Genomic DNA, 17,896 nt, shown 5'->3' with positions numbered 1-17,896 from the left:
AACTAGTTCCAACTAGTTCCAAGTTGGGAAACTTGCAGGTCATGGGGTTTTGGTTCTGGGACTAGTTGGGAAAAGCCCTAGTCCCAGAACTAGTTCCACCTCGAAACTCGTGATCATGGTTTTGGAACTAATCCCCAGCGGGGTTTTCGGCCGCCACGATGGCCTTGAACCGCTGCGAGCCGGCCATCTTGCCGATCTGCTCATCCTTGATCAACGTGTTCCAGCAGCGGTAGAACGAGGTCTTCGAGTACTCCTGGTCCCAGCCTCGCTCCTTGAGCACGGACAGCACCTGGTATCCGGTCGCCCCCGTCTGGCTGAACTGCTCGTGCAGGACGTCCAGAATGCGCGCGAGCTTCTCCGGGGTATTCTCCTTCCACGGCTGTGCGGGGGCGGCACTCACGAATGCGTTGGTGTCCACCACGAGCGAGCTCACCGGGTCGCCCTCGCCATTCACGCCGAGATCCACCGGCACCATCTCGAATGACACGGCGTCGGTGTCGGCGCCGTCCTTCTGCTTGTCGACCACGAGCCGGGCTGTCAGCGCCTTCGGCCCGCCTACGCGCTCGACCTTCAGCTCGGTGTCCTGCGCCCCGTCGAGCGAGCTCGCGCCGCGGGCATCCTCGCCGTTGCGGCCGACGTGGTGGACGGTGAGCACGCATGCACCGCTCGCTCGCCGCAGGCGGTCAAGCTGCCCCACGAACTCGCCCATCTCCGTGTTGTCGTTCTCTCGCACGCTCTGCGCTACGCGGGCCTGCGTGTCCAGCACGATCAGCGCGGGGCGCAGGCGGCGCGCGACTTCGACCAGCGCGTCCCAGTGCGCCGCGTTGCGCACCTGCACGGCGCGGGGGTAGAGCCGGAGGAACTCGTCGGGCACCTCGCCCCTGACTTTCTGCCAGGCCCGCGCCCGCAGCACGATCCCGCCGAGTCCTTCGGCGACGACGTACAGGGCGACGCCTTGGCGCACACGGCGGCCCGCCCAGGCCCGGCCGAGCGCGACGTGCGCCGCGAGATCGAGCGCCACGAACGACTTGAAGCTGCCCGGCTTGCCGATCAGCCACGCGAGCGTGTCGAGGTAGAGCAGCTCGGAGACGAGCGGCGCGGGCGGCTCGCGGCGAGCTACCTCGGCGAACGACAGCATTTCGTTCAGCATGAAGTCGACCGGGTCAACCACCGTCATGCCCGCCACCACGCCCGCGCGCTCGTCCCCCTCCTCACCTTTTCCCGGCATCACCTCGGCCGGGGTGAACTCGAACAGCAGCCCCTCGCCCGCGAGCAGCGCGCAATCGCACTCCGCGCGCGGCGCACCCGGCGCCTTGCCGACGGCGCCGGCGATCATGCGCCACCACTCGCCCTCGGCGTCGCCGTTCGACGCACCGCGGCCGGCGCGCGCCTCGACGAACGCCTCGTGGTGCTGCGTGAGCGCCTGGCGCACGCCGGCGTGTCCCTCGTGGCCGAGCCGCGCGAGCTCGTGCACGCTCTCCAGCCCCGCCGGGTGCAGTGCGTCGCCGCTGACCGCGTCGCGCACGCGCTCCAGCGCCCGGCTCAGCGCGCGCCGCACGGGCTCGCACGTCTCGCCGTCGCGGAACGCGGCGACGGCATCGCGGGTCGCCTGATCGCTGGCCGCCGAGCCCGTGGCGATCTCGCCCGGCTCGCTCAGCCCGTCGACCCACGCCGCGGGCAGCTGCGGCAGCTCGTCGACGGGCACCGCACCTTCGTGCGCCTCCCAGGTGCGTGACGAGCGCAGCACGTACGTCGAGCCCGACGGGTGCACGCTCGGCCACGTCACCGCGTAGCGGTGTCCGTAGTGGATCGACTCGATACCCCGGCCGTGCCCACCCGGCTCATTCTTCCAGCGCCGTCCCTCGGGCAGCGCCGCGCGGAAGAGTCGGATGCCCGAACGCCCGTCGTCGCGTGAGGTGATCACCCACGTGTCCGGCAGCGGGCCGTGCTGCGCCTCCAGCGCGGCGAGTGCCTCGGCGCCGGTCTTCGCCCCGTAGGCGTCGACGTCGAGCCCGTAGACGCCACGCGGCAGCCGCAACGCGATGTTGCCCGCGCCTTCCGGTCCCGCGGCCCACGCGTACACGTCGGCGTAGGACGGGTTCACTCCGGCCCACCCGGTGCGCCCGGCCGGCGGCGGCCACTTCGCACGCGCGCCGAGCGGCACGACGCCTTCCCAGCCCGCTGCCCACCATGCGAGCGCGCCGCGCTCGTACGGACCGCGCGGCTCGGCAACGTCGAGAGCGGACAGCTCCGCGGGCATCACGCTTCACCGCCCACGGACGGGTGGCGCCACAGCTCGTTGTTGTTGTCGTCGAAGACGTAGAGCGCTTCGGCCTCGCCGTCCTCGCTCATCTTGTGGCCGCATTCATGGCAGAGTCCGAAGTAGACTTCCACGCTTGCCTTCTCGATCGCCTCGCCCACAGACTCGGCGGCGACGTCGACCACCTGACTGAATCCCTGCGAGAAGTAGACCTTCACGCGGCACGCCCCTCAGTGACGCCGAGCAGGTCGGCCCCGTCCACTGCGGCGGGCGCCTCGACGCTGCGCACCTGCAGGTGCGCGCCAGTGAATGGGTACGCCTCGGTGGCCGCGACCTTCGAGCACCAGTCGACCTCGACCACGCGCCCGTCGTCCTCCCACACGCGTGCCGCGGTGAGCGAGTCCCACACGGCGCGCAGCAGCTTGTCCAGGTCCGGCGGCGAGTCGACGCGGTGCCCGCCCGGCATGTAGAACGTAGCGCCGAACGCCACGGGCCCGAGCAGCAACGGCAGATCTCCCGGCACGACGCCGAGCTCGCGGTACCGCTCGTAGACGGCGCGCTTCACCGCGGCCCGCCACGCGGGCAGGTAGGCACTCGCCTCGCGCAGTTGTCCAGCTGACCCGGTTTTCTTGCTGCCCTGCGGCGCGGGACGGCCGGGCACCGTCACGCTCAGGACCTCGATTGTGCTCACGTGGACGCCGGGGCTCGGATCCCCGGACGCACGGCCTGACCGCTCACGCCCTCCACTGCTACGCCCGCGGATTGGCCGCGACCGCCGCCCGGTACTGCTGCAGGACCGGCAGCATCCGTTCCTGCACGTGCTGCGGTGCCATCTCGAACGTGCGCTCGCAAGCGCTCAGGTCGAACTGATCGCGCGGGTACTCGTCCTCTTCGGGTTCGGAGCGGACGCCCACGCCGAACCAGGCCAGCGCGTCAGCTGAGACGCCCGTGCAACGCTGCGAGGAGAACCGCAACCCGCCGTCGTCCGCGAGGTAACGCGAGGCGACAAACGTCAACTCCGCGGCAAGATCGTCGGCCTGAGTGCGGTACGTGTCCCGTACCGCCGTCATACGTTCGATGCGGCGCGTCAAGTCTTCCTTGGTGCGCCGAGCGGACGTCGGCGAGCAGTGGACGCACGGAGGCTGACACTCGATATCCGGGGTGCGGGGTGCCTGATTTTCCCGCCAAGCGTCGACCGCCTCGCAGACGAGCGCGACGCGACGCGGGCCCATGCTCGGCACCCGCGAGAGAGCCGACTCGCCTCCGGCGTAGTCGCGGTGCGCGTCGACGAGCTCGGCGACCGCCTCGGCCGTGTCGTAGCCTGCCTTCTTCAGCGGGCCGGTCTGGTGGAAGGTGAGGCCATGCTCATGCAGCACGGCGATCGGAGTGCTCACGCTCATGCCCGCACCTCGCCCGCGCCGAGGTGCCGCACGGCTTCGCGCAGCGCGTCGCGCTTGACGCCGAGCTGCTCCAGCGCGTGCGTGCTGATCTTCTCGTCGGCGACGGCATCGAGCACGCGTACGAGCGCGCGCAACGCGTGCCCGCCGGTGTACGGCGTGGCTTTCGGCTCCGTGTCGTCGAACGTGGCGGGGTAGCGCGACCCGTAGTTGCGGCTCCTCGCAGGCAGGTCCCCCGAGGTGACCGGCCGTCCCTTGCGGAGCTTGTCGCGCAGCTTCGGCAGCGCGGCAAGCCACGCATCGCCGTATTTCTCGACCCACTCGGTGCGCTCGGCCCGGTGGTCCTCGCGCCGCTTCGCGTTCCAGTCGTCGTGTGCTTTCTCGTCGGCCTTCAGCGCGGCCAGTGCGGCCGTGCGCAGCGCCAATCGGTTGAACTGCATGGGATACTTCCTTCGGGAGAGATGGAACCGGGGCGGCCGCCAAGGCCCCCTGCGCGCTGACGGCCGCCCCGGGGTTCGGTTGCCGGATCAGGCGAACGGGTCGACCTGCGCGAGGTACTGCCGGGCGAGCGCCTTGTCCTCGTCGGTGGGTGGCGAGAGCAGGAACGGCGCGTTCTGACCGGCTTCCTTCGCCTCTCCGGTCGTCAGCCGGCCGAGCACCATGCCCGGCTGCCCCTGCAGCCGCTTCGCCAGCGCCTCGCGGCACTGCGAGATCAGGCCGCGCTGCGACAGGAACATCCGCTCCGACTTGAACGGCGTCGCGACGGTCTTCGTGTGCGGCACCGGCGGGGTTGCCTCGGGCTTGCCGCCGTACTGGATCTCCCCACCGTCGAGGATGATCACGTCCGCCGTGAGTCGGTCCTGCGTGGTGCCCGGCTGCAGCCGGTTCGGCAGGTCTTCCTCCAGCTTGTGCGGGATCACGAGCAGCAGGCGGCCGTACATGTCACGCACCCGCGGGCCCCGCGCGGCCTGCGGCGCCGGAGCGCTGAACGGGTCGTCGCCCGCCGGCGTGGGTGCGGCAGCCGGCGCGGTCGGAGGGGTGTCGATCGCCAGCGTTGCGGGTGCGGCGACGGGAGCGGATGCCGGCGGCTGCGCGGGTGCGGAGGCCGTCGGGGCCGGTGCGGTCGCGTTGCCGAAGGCGAACGGATTCGTCATGGTATTTCTTCCCTTTCCTTTACGCTGCCGTCAACTGACGGCAGCGAGCTTGTGCGTAGCGGGCTCGATTGCGCTCGCGCATGCATGCCCTGCATTCGCGACCCCTTCCATCAGGCCGGAAGTAGGTGTTCTCACCGTCGTACGGATGTCCGTTCGAGCACTCCAGCTTCTGCGCGTTCTCCGCCGTGGCACCGACTCCCCGCAGGATGTTCACGCGTTGCGTGACCGCCTCCAGATGCGAGGGGTTGACGCATGCACGGTTTCGGCAGAGGTGATCGATCTGCAGGCCGTCCGGGATTGGCCCAATCCAGTGCTCATACGCGACACGGTGTGCAAGCCGGTAGCTGTTGCGGATTTTGAGGTTCCCGTAACCGGTCGAAATCTGCGATCCGGTCCACACAAGGCATCCGCTCGGCATGATCCGCACCTTTTTGGCGAACCGCCGGAACTCCTTTTCGCTCAGCATGGTCACACGGCGCCGCCCGTCAGTTGACGGAGGCGAGCCTGCGCGTAGGTGTTGACTGCAGCGGTCCACTGTCCCCGAGGGTGCGCATCTTCCCAGATGGCCGCGAGTTCCTGCTGCGACTGCGCGTGCGTGATGCGCTTGTAGACGGCGTCGGCGTCCTCGGTCGGTGCTTCGATCAGCTCGGCGAGCTCCTTCGCCTTGCTGCGCGAGGTCTTCACGTCGGCCGCGATCTGTGCCAGCCGCCACCCGGTCTCGATATCCACCGTGTACAGCTGCGCCGACGCCCTGCCGACCGGCAGATGCAGGATGTACGCGCGCTTGCGGTCGAGCACGCCGGACGGGATCTCGACGAGCCGCTCGCCGTCGGGCTCGTAGTAGTGCGTCGCGTTCGCGTAGATGGCTTGCTGGATCGCGATTTCCATCCACCCGTACGAGAGATCCTTGCCCGTCTTCAAGTCGAGTACGGAGAGCGTGCCGTCCGCCTTGCGCACAACGCGGTCGAACGTCCCCGCCACACCGAGCTCAGGGCACACCACGATGCGCTCGATCAGCTCGGGCACGATCGTGAAACCGGCCTCACGCATGCGCTGCTGATAGGCGACAAGGTCGGCGTGCAGGTTGGCCGGCGCGCCGAGCTGGTCGATCGTCTCGCCGCCGTCCGCCCGTTCGGTGAACGAGTGCAGCGCCGTCCCGAGGTTGGCCGCCTGCGTGCTGCCCGCGGCTTCCTTCGCCTGCTTCGCGATGCCCTGCAGCGTCTTCTTATCCTCCAGCGGCGCGGCCGCCGCGCCCGCCACGAGATCGGGCCGCGCGGCCATGCCCTTGGCCACCATGCGCTCGGCCCACTGCCCGAGGTTGTACTCGTCGGCGAGTACCCGGGCGAGCGTCGTCGCTCGCGTCCACGCCTTCTCCTTGCCTGTACGCGGATCGGGCAGCAGATAGCGCCCCCACTGATCGCGCTTCACGGGCCGCTTCGGCGGCTGCGCCGCCATCGGCTCGACGGTTGTCACGTACCGTTCCTCCAATACCTTGAACCGAATTCCGCCATCGATCAGCGCTTGCGCTACGTGCGCCTCGGCGCTGTGATCGGCCCGCTCGGCGACCATCGCGGGGTGGTCGAGCATCGTCCAGAACTCGACCTCGCGGCCGTCGAGCGCGAGCACGAACCGCGCTTCGCGGCCCTCATGCACCCATTCCCGCTCGGCGTCTCGCGCGGTAATCGTCCACTTGCGACCGTCGGCCGCGTAGACCGTGTCCCCGCCATGCACCTGCTCCCACGTCGGCGCGGTCACGCCGCACCTTCAAGCCGCTGTCCAGCGGACGGTGCTGCGAGTACCTCGCGCAGCCCCGCGACGGTCGTCGCTACCGGCATGCCGCCCACGGGCAACATCTGCGCCTGATCGAACTTTCCGTTCAGCCAAACCGCCCACGCCCGCACGCCGTCACGCCGCACGCGCAGCGCGATCGAGTCGACGACCGGCAGGCCGCGCCCCGGCTTCGTCCCGCGCGAGTACGTCGCCGCGACCGCCCAGCCCGCCCCCTCGGCGAGCCGGGCGACCGTGCGCGCCCCGCGCGGCAGCTCGTCGTCTGCCGCCGGGCGGCAGAGCACCTCCGGCTCGGGGTGCTCGGTCTCGGACTTCTCCAGCTGCGGGAAGCTCCACGTCGCCGCTCGCTCGCTCACACGGCACCTCCCCTGATTACCCGCAGGAGGTAGAGCGCCCTGCGCTCGCCGGTCGTGAGGCCCCGACCGACCTCCCGCCCATTCAGGTGCCGTTGCAGGGCGACGCGATCAACCCACGCCCGGGGCCGTACCCGCGGCGGACATGCCCCGTGCTCGGCCTCCCACCCGTCGACGGGACCGATTGCGCGCACCACCGCTCGGCGCTTGGCCCGGCCGGCGGATTCGCGGGACCGTCGAACCTGCAACGTGGCCACGCGGGAAGCACGAGGGCTGCGCGCCTCGCCGCTCCGGTGACGCCTGGTGCGGCCGCGCTCACACGTGAGGCAGACGAGAGTTATCCGTGCACAGCCATCCCTGCGCCGTTCCGCCATGTTCTCCGGCGTCAGCGGATGGTTGTTCCTGCACATCGCGCTCACGCGGCACGCTCCCCGTGGCGAGCAAGCGCCCCGCCGGTCTGGCTGTTGCACATGCCGCACGCCGGGCGGATGTTGTCGCGCGTGTACCGCCCGCCGTCACGTCCGGGAACGATCCGGTCAACAGTGATCGTCTCGTTGGTGAGCTCGGCGCCGCAGCGATAACACGGCGCCGTCTCGCCGTTCCCGAACGCGGCGAGCAGGAACGCGCGCCGCGCCGCCCGGTCGCGCGTTCCCCCGCGCGCGTCGCGGTTGGTGGTGCCCCGGGACGCCGTCACGCCGCACCGCCCTCGTGGTCACCGCGGTGCACGTCGCCGATCTGGTGCCCCTGCACGTCGTACTCGGCGTAGCGGCCGTACTTGTCAACGATGAAGTACCGGCTATCCCAGACCGCCCAGACAGCTTTGACGCCGCCCCAGGCGGGCGCTGCGGCCCACACCTCGAAACGCTTGCCATCGAGCTCCAGCACCGACCCCGGCTTGCCCGGCTCCGGCGAGAACTGGCCGTTTCCCGGTTTCGGCCCCCGCCACGCCCGCGGCTTCGCCGGGCGTCGGTGCTTGACCGCAGCTGCTCTGTCCAGAATGGACTTATTGGCAGCCGTGAACTTGGCGTGCAGCTCCACGCCCATCTCGTCCGGCGTCGGCAGCTCCGGGAACCCGAAAAGAGTGCCGTTCACCTCGTGCCACGTCTTCATTTCCCGGCCCCCACTCGACGCACTCGGTTCAACGCTCGCTCATGGCGTTCGGCCGCAGACAGCCGCGCCGAGCAGTAGCAGCGGATGCCGTCGCTGCCGACGTAAGCCGACTGTCCGCACCGTCCACACGGGACAGTTGCTGCGACTTGCCTATCCGGCTTTTCGTTGGCGCTCACGGGTTCCCCTCCGGGGGTGGCATGTGTGCCGCTCATCGGCCAGTACGGCGCGGGTCGCCGGAGCCGGGTACTGGATCGGACTGTCGCGCGAAAATTCCCTTGAGTTCGCGCACATCGGCACGGTCACGCTCGGCGCTCCGCTTGTTCTGCGCCTTCGTCTGCGGCGACGGCTGGTTCTTCGCTTGCTTCGGCACTACCGGTTCACCGACCCATCCGCAGGGCACCGGCGATTCCCGTCGTAGCCGCACCGGTAGTCCGGCTTGCCCGCGTCCTCCGAGTACGGCGCGCGCGGCGACGGCGCACCCTCGACCGGCTTGCAGCCGACGAGCCCGAGCACCGCGGCCGCGACGGTCACCGCGACGATTCCGCCGAACCCAACCACCTCGGCCAAGCGAACGGGACGCCAGCAATGCGCGCCGCTGAGCACGACACGCGCCCGCTTCATCGCGGCGGTCACCGAGCCACTCCGAGCGCACGAGCGAACTCCCGGACCACGATTGCCCGGTTGCTCGAGTCCAGCGACGACAGGCCCACCGGGTCCTGGGCGAGGAACAGCGCGAACCGCAGCACCGCCATCTCGCCCGACGATCCAGTCAGCTCGCCTTCAGCCTCGGCGGCCTGCCACCACGAGATGTAGACGACGCCCTCGAACTCGTCCTCGTGCACGCACGCGTCGATGAAGGCCTTGTTCCGCAGCCAGTGGCCCTGCTCGTCGAGCACCTCGAACGCTGCCCGCTGCGGCGCGTCCTGGGTCTCGGCCCAGCGGCGCAGCTGGGCGGCGATATCCTTCGTGCCGATCATGGAGAACTCCCTTTCTCTCTGGTCGTTTGCTCGCTCCGTGTGTCCGCACGGGGCGAGCTTCTCGTTATGCGGCAGTGTTTTCGCGGGTGGTGAGCATCGGTGGCGCAAGCACTGCGAGCAGGCGGCGCGCCTGCTCCGGAGTCAGCGGCGGCCAGCCAGCGACACGTTCGCGGGCCATGTCGCGAAGCCGCTGATCAGCGCGCTCAGGTCCCGCCGACGGTTCCCATGCCTTCACAGGTGGGGCACTGACGGTCGCCCTTGCGTCGGTCCTTCGGGTCGATAGGCACGGTCCCTGAGCCGCTGCACGGATTGCAGGGGTAGCGGTTGGGGGCACTGCCACTGGATCGCTTACCGGACATGCCTCACGCCGCCGTGGCACTGGGCTCGTCCACAGTCAGCTCGGCCGGGGTGACGCGCAGTGTCTTGCACAGCTCCCGGAAGTTGGCGCCGACAGGCGATCGGTTGCCGATCTCCCAGTGGCCGACCGTCGAAGGTGCGATGCGCAGAATCGCGGCGAGCTTGGCCTGAGTCAGGCCGGCGTCCTCGCGGGCCTGACGGATCTTGTCCCCGTCGATCTCTCTCGTTCGCATGGCCGCCACGTTATGCCCCGCTTTGCCACGTCGTCAAAGATGGACGTGGCATTACATGTCACTGCGCGTGGCAGAACTTGGCGATGTAACGAGACGACATGCGGAAACGACGCGCCAAGTGACGCCTGTCACATCTAGACATGCCAAGTTTTGCCACGTTACAGTGGTGACCGTGGGCGAAAGCGAGTACGCAGAGGGCAGCCTCGGCTGGTGGATCGACTTCCGGCGCAGTCAGCTCGGATTGACGCTCGTCGAGCTGGCCGAGCGCGCCGGCATGTCGAGGGAAACACTCAGGAATGCCGCACAGGGCCGGCGCATGCGCGCGGCGAACAAACGGCGCCTGGAAGACGCGTTGCAGTGGCAGGCCGGCGCGATCGACGCCATCGCTCGCGGAGCCGATCCCGCGGGACTTGTTGGGCCCGCGCCGATTCGCCGCGCCGACGGAAGCGTCGACGCGGTCACCGCGGTACGGACACTGCTCGATCTGGCCACGTCGCTTCGCGCTGCTGGAGACGACGCCGAGGCCGAGGAAACCTTGGAGATGGCGACGCGCCTCGCCCGTCGCCAGGGTGTGCTCGCCCAGCTGGCCGACGAGATCACGGCAGCTGGCGCGTGACTAAGGCGTTCGAGTGAAGGTAGTTCGGCCCAGCTAACGGACAGTGAAAGCTGCCCGTTAGAACACATGTACGAATCATGGGTCGGGGAGAACTGGAGACGAGGGGCATGCCGAATCGCATGTGGGTGGGGTGGTCAGGATTTGCCGCGTCGGCGGCGTTTGTGGTTGTGCAGGCCACGTACTTGGTGATCGTCGGAACCCAGTTGATCAGACCTGCGGCATGGGATCTGTCGATCGCATTACTGGTCCTTTCCGGCGTGACGACCATCAGCCTGTCCGCGCAAAATCGCATCGTGCGTGCGCTGGTCCGGCGGATCGACCTCGTTGAGCGACGATCGATCATGCGTGCAGCGGGCGGGGATGCTGACGATGATCCCCGCCCGCCATTGCGTATCGTGCGCTAGCGGAAACGGCAGCGGAGGGCCGCTCCCCCGGTCAAACCGTTGCCGGTCATTTGGACTGCCACGGGCGATCGAGCCGCACTAACCGGTCCGGGTCAAACTTGAACCGGTGGGTTGGCCGTGGCGGAACCACCAAGATCCCGTACGGATAGATCACCTGCGCGACCTCACGTCGCTCCGGCGGCTGCATCTCTGCCCACGCGTCCTCGATCGAATCCGCGGACACCAGGCGCCGCACCGGCCCCGGCATGCTCTGCCGAATGATCGCCTGCCATTGCGATAAGCGGTCGCTGATCTCACGTCGCATCACCAGGTACTCGGCTTGCGTGATCTCACGCCGCGCCCACATCTCCGCAGCGGCTTTCAGCTGCTGCTCGTCGTCGCGCGCCTCGCGCTGCGCTCGGTTTGCGGCGTCGGCGCTCACCGTGGTGGCCAGCGCGGCGACATTGTCCGGTCGTCGGAGGTACGCCAAAATTTCGGCCTCGATCGCATCGTGCGCATGTTCCGCGTCGACTGCCGTTTTGCCACAGCCGCCGATCTTCGGCGTATTCGGTGGCGGGCAAGCATACCGGCCGCCCGGGCGAAGGCGCTTGTTCGGGTTCGGCCAGCCGTACAGCCGGTGACCGCACGCCGAGCACAGCAAAAGGCCGCTCAGCCACTTGCGGAGAGCTTGCTGCCCCCGTCCGTGGTTCCGCTTCGCCAGGGCGACCTGCACCCGCTCCCAGGTCTCACGGTCGAGGATCGCCGCGAGATCGTCCGCCTCCCCCACCACTTCGCCGCGGAACGTATGCAGCCCAGTGATATGGCCGCTGGTGAGGCACGAGTGGATCGACCGAGGTTGCCAGCCGACCAGTTTCCCAGTCTCCTGGTCTACCGCGCCGGTCGCGGTCGGCACTCCACGCCTCGTCAAGTCGAGCGCAATCGCCCGTAACGACTCGGGAGCCCGTTCGTCGTCGCCGAGCACTCGGCGCGCACACTCACGAATGATCTCGGCCTCTTCGGGCACGATGGTCTTCCGGTCAACGGCCCGGCCGTAGCGGCGCCGTCCACCGCCACCGTACACCCCTTGCTCGGCCATCTCCTCGCGCTTGCGCTTCACCCGGCGAGCCGTGTCACGGCTGGATTTGTTCGCCACGGCGACCATCACGCGGGCCATCGTGACCCCTGCGTCCGTGCTCAGGTCGAGCGAGCCCGTCACCGATCGGGTCAACGCCTGGGTCATCTCCACCGCGTCGATCAAATCTTCGAGGTCTCGCGGATCACGTGCAACGCGGTCGAGGTCATAGGCGACGACGCCGAGGATCGCGCGCGAGGTCAGGTCGTCAATGAGCCGCCGGAACTCCGGCCGCATCACGCGCAGCCCTGTCGACCCGTCCGGTAGCCGTACTTTTCTCCGCTTGAACGCCGAGGTGTCGTTCTCGGTGTACACCGCCACGATCTCCACACCGTCGTAGCCCGACGGTCTGAGTGCCGCGGCGAGCAATCGGCAATCCTTCTCTTGCCGCTCAACGCCTGCGGTGTCCTCCTCTCGCGCGTCGGAGATCCGCAGCAGGATGCCGACCGGAAGCAGTTTGCGGGGTGTCATGCATGTAGGTTATCTTGTTCATGTCGCATCCCCGATTCCGTCGACGTCGCGAAGCTGCTCGACGCTCGCGAAGCCGCCGTGCTGCGTACGCCAGTCGACGATGCGCTGCGCGGTGACTTCGCCGACGCCGGGAAGGGTGTCGAGCTGATCCGGGGTCGCGGTGTTCAGGTCGACCTTGGCTGGCGCCGCCCCTGCACCCGCACCCGCCGCGGCGGTCTGGGCCGCGGGCAGGCCGACCGCCAACTGCTCCCCGTCGGTGAGCTTTCGCGCCAGGTTGAGGCCGGACAGGTCGGTGCCCGGCTCCGCTCCACCGGCGGCGCGCACCGCATCGGCCACCCGCGAGCCGCCCGGGACAGTGACGAGGCCGGGCGTTCGCACGTGGCCGATCACGCTGACCACCAGTTTCGCCGAGGACGATGACGACGAAGCCGCAGGTACCTGGGCACGAGCACTCGGCAACGGTGGCGCGACCTCCGCCGCAGGCGATCCACCGAACACCGCGAACCCGATGGCCACCACCGCGGCGGCGAGCACCGCGGAAAGCACGACGAGCACGCCCCGGCGGCCGAGTACCGCGGGCAGGCCGGGATGCCCGGGGGCGCCGCCACCGGGCAGCCAGCGCCGGACGAGCCGGCCACCAGGCCCGACCGTATGCGGGCCCGCGGCCAGCTGGTCGGCCAGCCAGGCGAGCCTGGCGTTGACGGGGGTGCCCGGATCCCGGGCGGACTGATCGAACACACGATCGACGCTAGCGGCTCGGGCAGCCCTCCGGCGAGGGCATCGCGCCGCACCTGTGGACAACCCACCCCTTGTGGACAACTCGGTCCGCGGAGCCCGGAATCACGCAGGCACGACGTGCCGATCGGTCATACTTTCACCGGGCTGGAGGGGCCGATCCGAGAGGAGTCCGCTGTGAACTGAGTCAGCAGCAGTGTTCGCCTTTCCAGGCTGCGCGTCCCTCCTTGACCGCGACGGCAGCGATCAGGAGGGCGACGACGGGATCGGCCCAGAACCAGCCGAAGAGGCTGTTGAGCAGCAGGCCGGCGAGCAAGGCCGCGGAAAGGTAGGTGCAGAGCAAGGTTTGCTTGGAGTCGGCGACGGCGGTCGCGGAGCCGAGTTCCCGACCCGCCCGGCGTTGGGCGTAGGACAGGCCGGGCATGACCAGCAGCGACACGGCGGCCAGCACGATTCCGACCGTCGAGTGCCCGGCCGGCTCGGCGCCGGACAGAGAGCGGACCGACTCGACGGTGACGTAGGCAGCGAGCGCGAAGAACGAGAGAGCAATGGCTTTCAACGCGGCGCGTTCGCGAGCTTCAAGGTCGGCGCCGGAGAACTGCCAGGCGACCGCGGCGGCCGAGGCCACTTCGATCACGGAGTCGAGCCCGAAACCGATCAGCGCGGTCGACGAGGCGTTCGACCCGGCGGTGATCGCGATGACTGCCTCGATGACGTTGTAGGTGATCGTGGCCGCGACGAACCAGCGGACTCGCCGCCTCAACACCATTCGGCGATTGCTGTCGAGCATTGCGGCGACCGGCGTGGGCTCGCAGCAGTCGTCGGTACAGGCACCCACCTGTGACGGGGTGGTCGTGGCCAGCGGGGTAAGTGCGTGGTCGGCGGCCTTGTCGTTCATCGCGTGGCCTTCGCGGTGGCCGGGGTGAGCTGCTCGGCGTCGTCGAGGCAGGGCTGGGCAGTGTCGTCGAGGCAGGGCTGGGCGGTGTCGACGGCGAGCACTACCTGGGCCAGCTCGTTGAGGGCCTTGGCCAGGTGCGGATCGGCGAGTGCGTAGCGGACCTGACGGCCTTCGTAGGTGGCGATGACCAGGCCACATCCGCGCAGACAGGCCAGGTGGTTGGACACGTTCGACCGGGACAAGCCGAGCTCGGCGGCCAGCGCGCCGGGGTAGCTGGTGCCGTCCAGCAGCGCGACCAGGATCCGGCAGCGGGTCGGATCCGCCAGTGCACGGCCCAGCCGCGCCAGCGCGTCACCCCGCGTCTCGCAGTTCAGCATGCACGTGACTGTACATCGAATAGTGAACTGTTTAGTAGACAATGTCCTTAAGGTCGGCGATGAACAGCCGCTCGAGGTCGACGACGATGGCCGGCAACCGTGGTCCGGGCGGGCGAATCGCGCGGCGTCGGGGGATGAACGTCCGGGGGGTGACGCAGCACCTCGTCTTGCCGGATGACGAGCTTGGGCAGGCGGCCGGTTCCGATTCGGTGCTGGCCGGGACACGCAGCTAGGAGTGCGCCGCCCGCTGCACCACGACGCCGAGCACACCGGGACCGGTGTGTGCGCCGATCACCGCGCCGATCTCCGAGACGACACATCCGCCGGCGCAGCCGGGTACCGCTTCCTCGAGCCGGTTGGCCAGCTCGACCGCGCGTTCCGGGGACGCGAGGTGGTGCACCGCCAGTTCGACCGGCCCCGCTCCGGCCGCTCGCACGGACAGTTCGACCAGCCGCCCGATCGCCCGGTTCATCGTGCGTACCTTCTCGAGCGGCAGAATACGTCCCTCGGACATGTGCAGCACCGGCTTGACCGCCAGCGCGGTGCCGAGCAACGCTGCGGCGGGCCCGATCCGACCGCCGCGACGCAGGTGTTCGAGTGTTTCCACCACGAACAGCGTGGACGAGCATCGGGCCGCGTCCACCGCGACGGCTTCGACATCCGCCGGACCGGCCCCGTCCGCTGCGACAGCCGCGGCGCGCAGCGCGGCGAACCCCAAACCCATTGCCGTGGTACGGGAATCGACCACGCGGACCAGGTCGGTGCCGACCTCCTCGGCCGCGATCACCGCGGCTTCCCAGGTGCCGGACAACTCCCGGGACAGGTGCACCGACACCACGGCGTCCGCGCCCGCCTCGAGCGCGGCCCGGAACTCGGCGGCGAACTCCGCGGGAGTGGGCCGGGAAGTGGTGACGATCTTGCGCTCCCCCAAGGCTTCCGCGAGCGCGGCGGGACCCGTTTCGGCGCCGTCGAGTGAAGCCACTCCGTCGACCAGGACGTGCAGGGGCACCACCCGCACCGAGTGCCGCTCGGCGAAGCCTTCGGGCAGGTGGGCGGTGGAGTCCGTGACCACGGCGACCGACACGCGGTCAGCCTACGTCGCCGGAGCCGAGGTACGGCGCGATGAGCTTTGCCATGGCGGTACCGAACGCCTCGTGACCAGCCCATCCCCAGTGCATACCGTCGGGATTGCCTGCTCCGCTGAGTACGTGGTCGCCGACAGTGCCGGGCGTGTCGAGCAATGGCACTTCGCGCCGCGCGGCCCACGAAGCAAGCGAAGCGGCAGCTTCGGCGCGCCCGGTATGCACGCGCCCGTACGCGTCCGCGCGGTGCACCGAAGGCACCATCCCGAACACAGGCAGCTCAGGCCGTAGCACGCGCAGCGCTTCGACAGACTGGTCGAGAAAGCTGACCGTCAAATGCGCCGGGAGGACGCGAGGACGTCCGCGCAACACGACAGACAGCCGCGGCTGCGCAGCCAAGTACGCGCCGCGCACGACACGACGTACGCCGTCATGCCGCAGATACCGCAGCCCTTGCCGGAGATACGTGGGTAACGGCGAGGGCAGTGTGTCCATGCTTCCGATCGCAAACACGACCGCGTCGACGCGGTGGAGATCCGCCCACACCCGCGGATCGCCGGTGAGAGACCACCACACGTCGCGTGCGGTCCAGCCGATTCCGGCCACCAGATCGGCCCGGCCCGACAGGGCGTTCGCGGTGACGTTGGGCCACAGGCGCGGGTCATCCGCGGCGCATGGACCTTCGGGACCGTGGAAACTCAGGGAGTCGCCGAAAACGAGCAGGTGCGGGCCCATCGGTTCAGCCGGTGATCCCCGCGTTGTACGCGTGCAGCCGCCACTTCCCGTCCCGGCGGCCGAATTCGACCCAGTGGCAGTTCATGATCCCGCCCAGCGACGGCCAGACCCCGATGGGCAGGCCGAGCAATTTCGCGGTGAGCGCGACGATCAGTCCGCCGTGCGTGGCCAGCAGCACTGCCTCGCCCGCGTCGGAGGCGGGTGACAGCAGATCGTCGACAACCTCGCCGGCCCGCTCGGCCACGTCCACTCGCGACTCCCCGCCGGGCGGGGCCCACGCGGCGTCGGTGCGCCACTGCTCGCGGTCCCCCGGGTAGGCCTCGTCGACTTCCGGGCCGGTCATCCCCTGCCATTCGCCCAGGTGCGTTTCACGCAGCCGCTTGTCGATCCGCAGCGGCACGCCGATCGCGTCGGTGAGCACGGTGGCGGTGTCGGTGGCCCGGCGCAGATCCGAGGCGATCACCAGTTCCGGCGAGAACCGGGCCAGTGCCGGGACGGCGAACCGCGCCTGGTTCCAGCCGACCGGGGTCAGCGCGGAGTCCAGGTGCCCCTGCATGCGGCCGGCGGCGTTGTAGTCCGTCTCGCCGTGCCGCCACAGCAGCAGCCGCACCGGGCTCACGCCTGCCGGCCCTCCGCGTCGTCGCCGGGCACCTCGGCGGGCACCGGCTCGAGGCCTTCGACCTCGATCCGCGGGCAGTCCTTCCAGAGCCGTTCGAGTCCGTAGAACGACCGCTCGTCCACGTGCTGCACGTGGACCACGACATCGACGTAGTCCAGCAGCACCCAGCGGCCTTCGCGGGCGCCCTCGCGCCGGACCGGCTTGTGCCCGTCGACGCGGAGCTTCTCCTCCACGTTGTCGACGATCGCACCGACCTGCCGTTCGTTCGGCGCGGACGCGATCACGAAGGCGTCGGTGATCACCAGCTGGTCGGACACGTCCAGCACGACCACATCGCCGGCCAGTTTGTCGGCTGCCGCGTGCGCTGCCGCCACCGCCAGGTCCCGTGCCTCGGACGTCGCTGCCACAGTGCTCCTTCGGATTCGGGGTTCGCCCGGACGAGAGTACCCGGTCAGCCGTCGCGGTCCTTGCGGTAGAGGTCCTTCTTCGCGATGTAGCGCACCACGCCGTCCGGTACGAGGTACCAGACCGGCTCACCGCGTTCGACGCGTTCCCGGCACGCGGTGGACGAAATCGCCATCGCGGTGACCTCGACGAGACTGACCTTGCCGCTGGGAAGGTGGTGGGAGTTGAGCCGGTAACCGGGCCGCGTGACGCCGATGAAGTGCGCGAAGTCGAACAGTTCGTCCGCCTTGTGCCAGGTGAGGATCTGCTCGAGCGCGTCCGCGCCGGTGATGAAGAACAGCTCGTCGTCCGGGTACTCCTCGTGCAGGTCCCGGAGCGTGTCGACGGTGTAGGTCTGCCCGCCGCGGTCGATGTCCACCCGGCTCACCGAGAACACCGGGTTGGACGCGGTGGCGATCACCGTCATCAGGTAACGGTCCTCGGCGCGGGTGACCCGGCGGCCGGTCTTCTGCCACGGCTGGCCGGTGGGCACGAAGATGACCTCGTCGAGGGCGAACCGCGACTGGACCTCACTCGCCGCGACGAGGTGACCGTGGTGCACGGGGTCGAAGGTGCCGCCCATGACCCCGATCCGGCGTGGTGACATAGCCGGTGAGCCTATACGCGCGAGGGCGCGGCGGCTGCCACTTCGGACCACGACGTGGCCGCCCCGAGATCAGCTCACTTTGTGACATGAGTCACATAACCCTCCGTTTTCGAGTGTGACCGGTCCGTTCGCTCCGCCTCCGGCTCCCGGTTTGTCGGAGACATGGGG

General features: G+C 69.3%; 25 protein-coding genes. 2 read left to right on the top strand and 23 right to left on the bottom strand.

Going from position 1 to position 17,896, the window contains the following annotated elements; genetic code table 11:
• Positions 1–127: 127 nt before the first annotated feature.
• The 14 genes from BJY18_RS36005 to BJY18_RS35940 form a co-directional block, all read right to left on the bottom strand.
• Entirely contained in the window at positions 128–2,260 is a 2,133-nt protein-coding gene (locus BJY18_RS36005) for an AAA family ATPase (RefSeq protein WP_184784270.1), read from the bottom strand.
• Positions 2,260–2,478 (bottom strand): hypothetical protein, encoded by a 219-nt coding sequence (locus BJY18_RS36000; protein ID WP_184784269.1) that lies wholly within the window; start codon positions 2,476–2,478, stop codon positions 2,260–2,262. The genes BJY18_RS36005 and BJY18_RS36000 overlap by 1 nt, the downstream gene beginning before the upstream one ends.
• A complete protein-coding gene (locus BJY18_RS35995) occupies positions 2,475–2,951 on the bottom strand; it encodes a RusA family crossover junction endodeoxyribonuclease (protein WP_184784268.1) in 477 nt (158 codons plus the stop codon). The genes BJY18_RS36000 and BJY18_RS35995 overlap by 4 nt, the downstream gene beginning before the upstream one ends.
• Positions 2,952–3,009: 58 nt before the next feature.
• On the bottom strand, positions 3,010–3,654 hold the full coding sequence (locus BJY18_RS35990; protein ID WP_184784267.1) for a hypothetical protein: 645 nt from the start codon (positions 3,652–3,654) through the stop codon (positions 3,010–3,012).
• Between the two features lie 2 nt (positions 3,655–3,656).
• On the bottom strand, positions 3,657–4,097 hold the full coding sequence (locus BJY18_RS35985; protein WP_184784266.1) for a hypothetical protein: 441 nt from the start codon (positions 4,095–4,097) through the stop codon (positions 3,657–3,659).
• Positions 4,098–4,184: 87 nt separating this feature from the next.
• Positions 4,185–4,811, bottom strand: a complete 627-nt coding sequence (locus BJY18_RS35980; protein ID WP_184784265.1) for a hypothetical protein — start codon at positions 4,809–4,811, stop codon at positions 4,185–4,187.
• Between the two features lie 19 nt (positions 4,812–4,830).
• Complete coding sequence (locus tag BJY18_RS35975) at positions 4,831–5,277, bottom strand: HNH endonuclease signature motif containing protein (protein ID WP_184784264.1); 447 nt, start codon at positions 5,275–5,277, stop codon at positions 4,831–4,833.
• Positions 5,278–5,279: 2 nt separating this feature from the next.
• A complete protein-coding gene (locus BJY18_RS37905; RefSeq protein WP_184784263.1) occupies positions 5,280–6,566 on the bottom strand; it encodes a PD-(D/E)XK nuclease family protein in 1,287 nt (428 codons plus the stop codon).
• Positions 6,563–6,955, bottom strand: a complete 393-nt coding sequence (locus BJY18_RS35965) for a hypothetical protein (RefSeq protein WP_184784262.1) — start codon at positions 6,953–6,955, stop codon at positions 6,563–6,565. Before BJY18_RS35965 ends, BJY18_RS37905 begins: the two co-directional genes overlap by 4 nt.
• A gap of 412 nt (positions 6,956–7,367) precedes the next feature.
• Entirely contained in the window at positions 7,368–7,646 is a 279-nt protein-coding gene (locus BJY18_RS35960; RefSeq protein ID WP_184784261.1) for an HNH endonuclease, read from the bottom strand.
• Entirely contained in the window at positions 7,643–8,062 is a 420-nt protein-coding gene (locus BJY18_RS35955; protein ID WP_184784260.1) for a hypothetical protein, read from the bottom strand. Before BJY18_RS35955 ends, BJY18_RS35960 begins: the two co-directional genes overlap by 4 nt.
• 369 nt (positions 8,063–8,431) lie before the next feature.
• Positions 8,432–8,695 carry a hypothetical protein gene (locus BJY18_RS35950; protein ID WP_184784259.1) on the bottom strand — a complete coding sequence of 88 codons (264 nt, stop codon included), beginning with the start codon at positions 8,693–8,695 and terminating at the stop codon, positions 8,432–8,434.
• On the bottom strand, positions 8,692–9,039 hold the full coding sequence (locus tag BJY18_RS35945) for a hypothetical protein (RefSeq protein ID WP_184784258.1): 348 nt from the start codon (positions 9,037–9,039) through the stop codon (positions 8,692–8,694). The genes BJY18_RS35950 and BJY18_RS35945 overlap by 4 nt, the downstream gene beginning before the upstream one ends.
• Before the next feature lie 362 nt (positions 9,040–9,401).
• The gene (locus BJY18_RS35940) at positions 9,402–9,629 is read right to left on the bottom strand and encodes a helix-turn-helix domain-containing protein (protein ID WP_184784257.1); all 228 of its coding nucleotides are present in this window, start codon (positions 9,627–9,629) and stop codon (positions 9,402–9,404) included.
• Between the two features lie 172 nt (positions 9,630–9,801).
• On the opposite strand from BJY18_RS35940, the gene BJY18_RS35935 reads away from it, so the two are divergent.
• Positions 9,802–10,245: a helix-turn-helix domain-containing protein gene (locus BJY18_RS35935; RefSeq protein ID WP_184784256.1), complete on the top strand. Its 444-nt coding sequence runs from the start codon at positions 9,802–9,804 to the stop codon at positions 10,243–10,245.
• 107 nt (positions 10,246–10,352) lie between these two features.
• On the top strand, positions 10,353–10,649 hold the full coding sequence (locus tag BJY18_RS35930; RefSeq protein WP_184784255.1) for a hypothetical protein: 297 nt from the start codon (positions 10,353–10,355) through the stop codon (positions 10,647–10,649).
• Positions 10,650–10,695: 46 nt separating this feature from the next.
• Here BJY18_RS35930 and BJY18_RS35925 read toward each other — a convergent pair whose 3' ends face one another.
• From BJY18_RS35925 to nadD, 9 genes are all read right to left on the bottom strand, one after another.
• The gene (locus BJY18_RS35925) at positions 10,696–12,231 is read right to left on the bottom strand and encodes a recombinase family protein (RefSeq protein WP_184784254.1); all 1,536 of its coding nucleotides are present in this window, start codon (positions 12,229–12,231) and stop codon (positions 10,696–10,698) included.
• 18 nt (positions 12,232–12,249) lie between these two features.
• Positions 12,250–12,969 (bottom strand): ComEA family DNA-binding protein, encoded by a 720-nt coding sequence (locus tag BJY18_RS35920; protein ID WP_184784253.1) that lies wholly within the window; start codon positions 12,967–12,969, stop codon positions 12,250–12,252.
• Positions 12,970–13,153: 184 nt separating this feature from the next.
• Positions 13,154–13,756 carry a cation efflux transmembrane domain-containing protein gene (locus tag BJY18_RS35915; protein ID WP_246460672.1) on the bottom strand — a complete coding sequence of 201 codons (603 nt, stop codon included), beginning with the start codon at positions 13,754–13,756 and terminating at the stop codon, positions 13,154–13,156.
• 104 nt (positions 13,757–13,860) lie between these two features.
• The gene (cmtR, locus tag BJY18_RS35910; RefSeq protein WP_184784251.1) at positions 13,861–14,241 is read right to left on the bottom strand and encodes a Cd(II)/Pb(II)-sensing metalloregulatory transcriptional regulator CmtR; all 381 of its coding nucleotides are present in this window, start codon (positions 14,239–14,241) and stop codon (positions 13,861–13,863) included.
• Between the two features lie 229 nt (positions 14,242–14,470).
• Positions 14,471–15,325: a DegV family protein gene (locus tag BJY18_RS35905; RefSeq protein ID WP_184784250.1), complete on the bottom strand. Its 855-nt coding sequence runs from the start codon at positions 15,323–15,325 to the stop codon at positions 14,471–14,473.
• 4 nt (positions 15,326–15,329) lie between these two features.
• Positions 15,330–16,058: a diglucosylglycerate octanoyltransferase gene (gene octT, locus BJY18_RS35900; protein WP_184784249.1), complete on the bottom strand. Its 729-nt coding sequence runs from the start codon at positions 16,056–16,058 to the stop codon at positions 15,330–15,332.
• A gap of 4 nt (positions 16,059–16,062) precedes the next feature.
• The gene (locus BJY18_RS35895) at positions 16,063–16,677 is read right to left on the bottom strand and encodes a histidine phosphatase family protein (protein ID WP_184784248.1); all 615 of its coding nucleotides are present in this window, start codon (positions 16,675–16,677) and stop codon (positions 16,063–16,065) included.
• On the bottom strand, positions 16,674–17,084 hold the full coding sequence (gene rsfS / locus BJY18_RS35890) for a ribosome silencing factor (protein ID WP_184784247.1): 411 nt from the start codon (positions 17,082–17,084) through the stop codon (positions 16,674–16,676). Before rsfS ends, BJY18_RS35895 begins: the two co-directional genes overlap by 4 nt.
• Positions 17,085–17,128: 44 nt before the next feature.
• Entirely contained in the window at positions 17,129–17,728 is a 600-nt protein-coding gene (nadD, locus tag BJY18_RS35885) for a nicotinate-nucleotide adenylyltransferase (RefSeq protein ID WP_184784246.1), read from the bottom strand.
• Positions 17,729–17,896 lie beyond the last annotated feature (168 nt).

The sequence above is a fragment of the Amycolatopsis jiangsuensis genome (assembly GCF_014204865.1).
Lineage (GTDB): Bacteria > Actinomycetota > Actinomycetes > Mycobacteriales > Pseudonocardiaceae > Amycolatopsis > Amycolatopsis jiangsuensis.
This window is presented reverse-complemented; position numbering and strand designations above follow the sequence as displayed.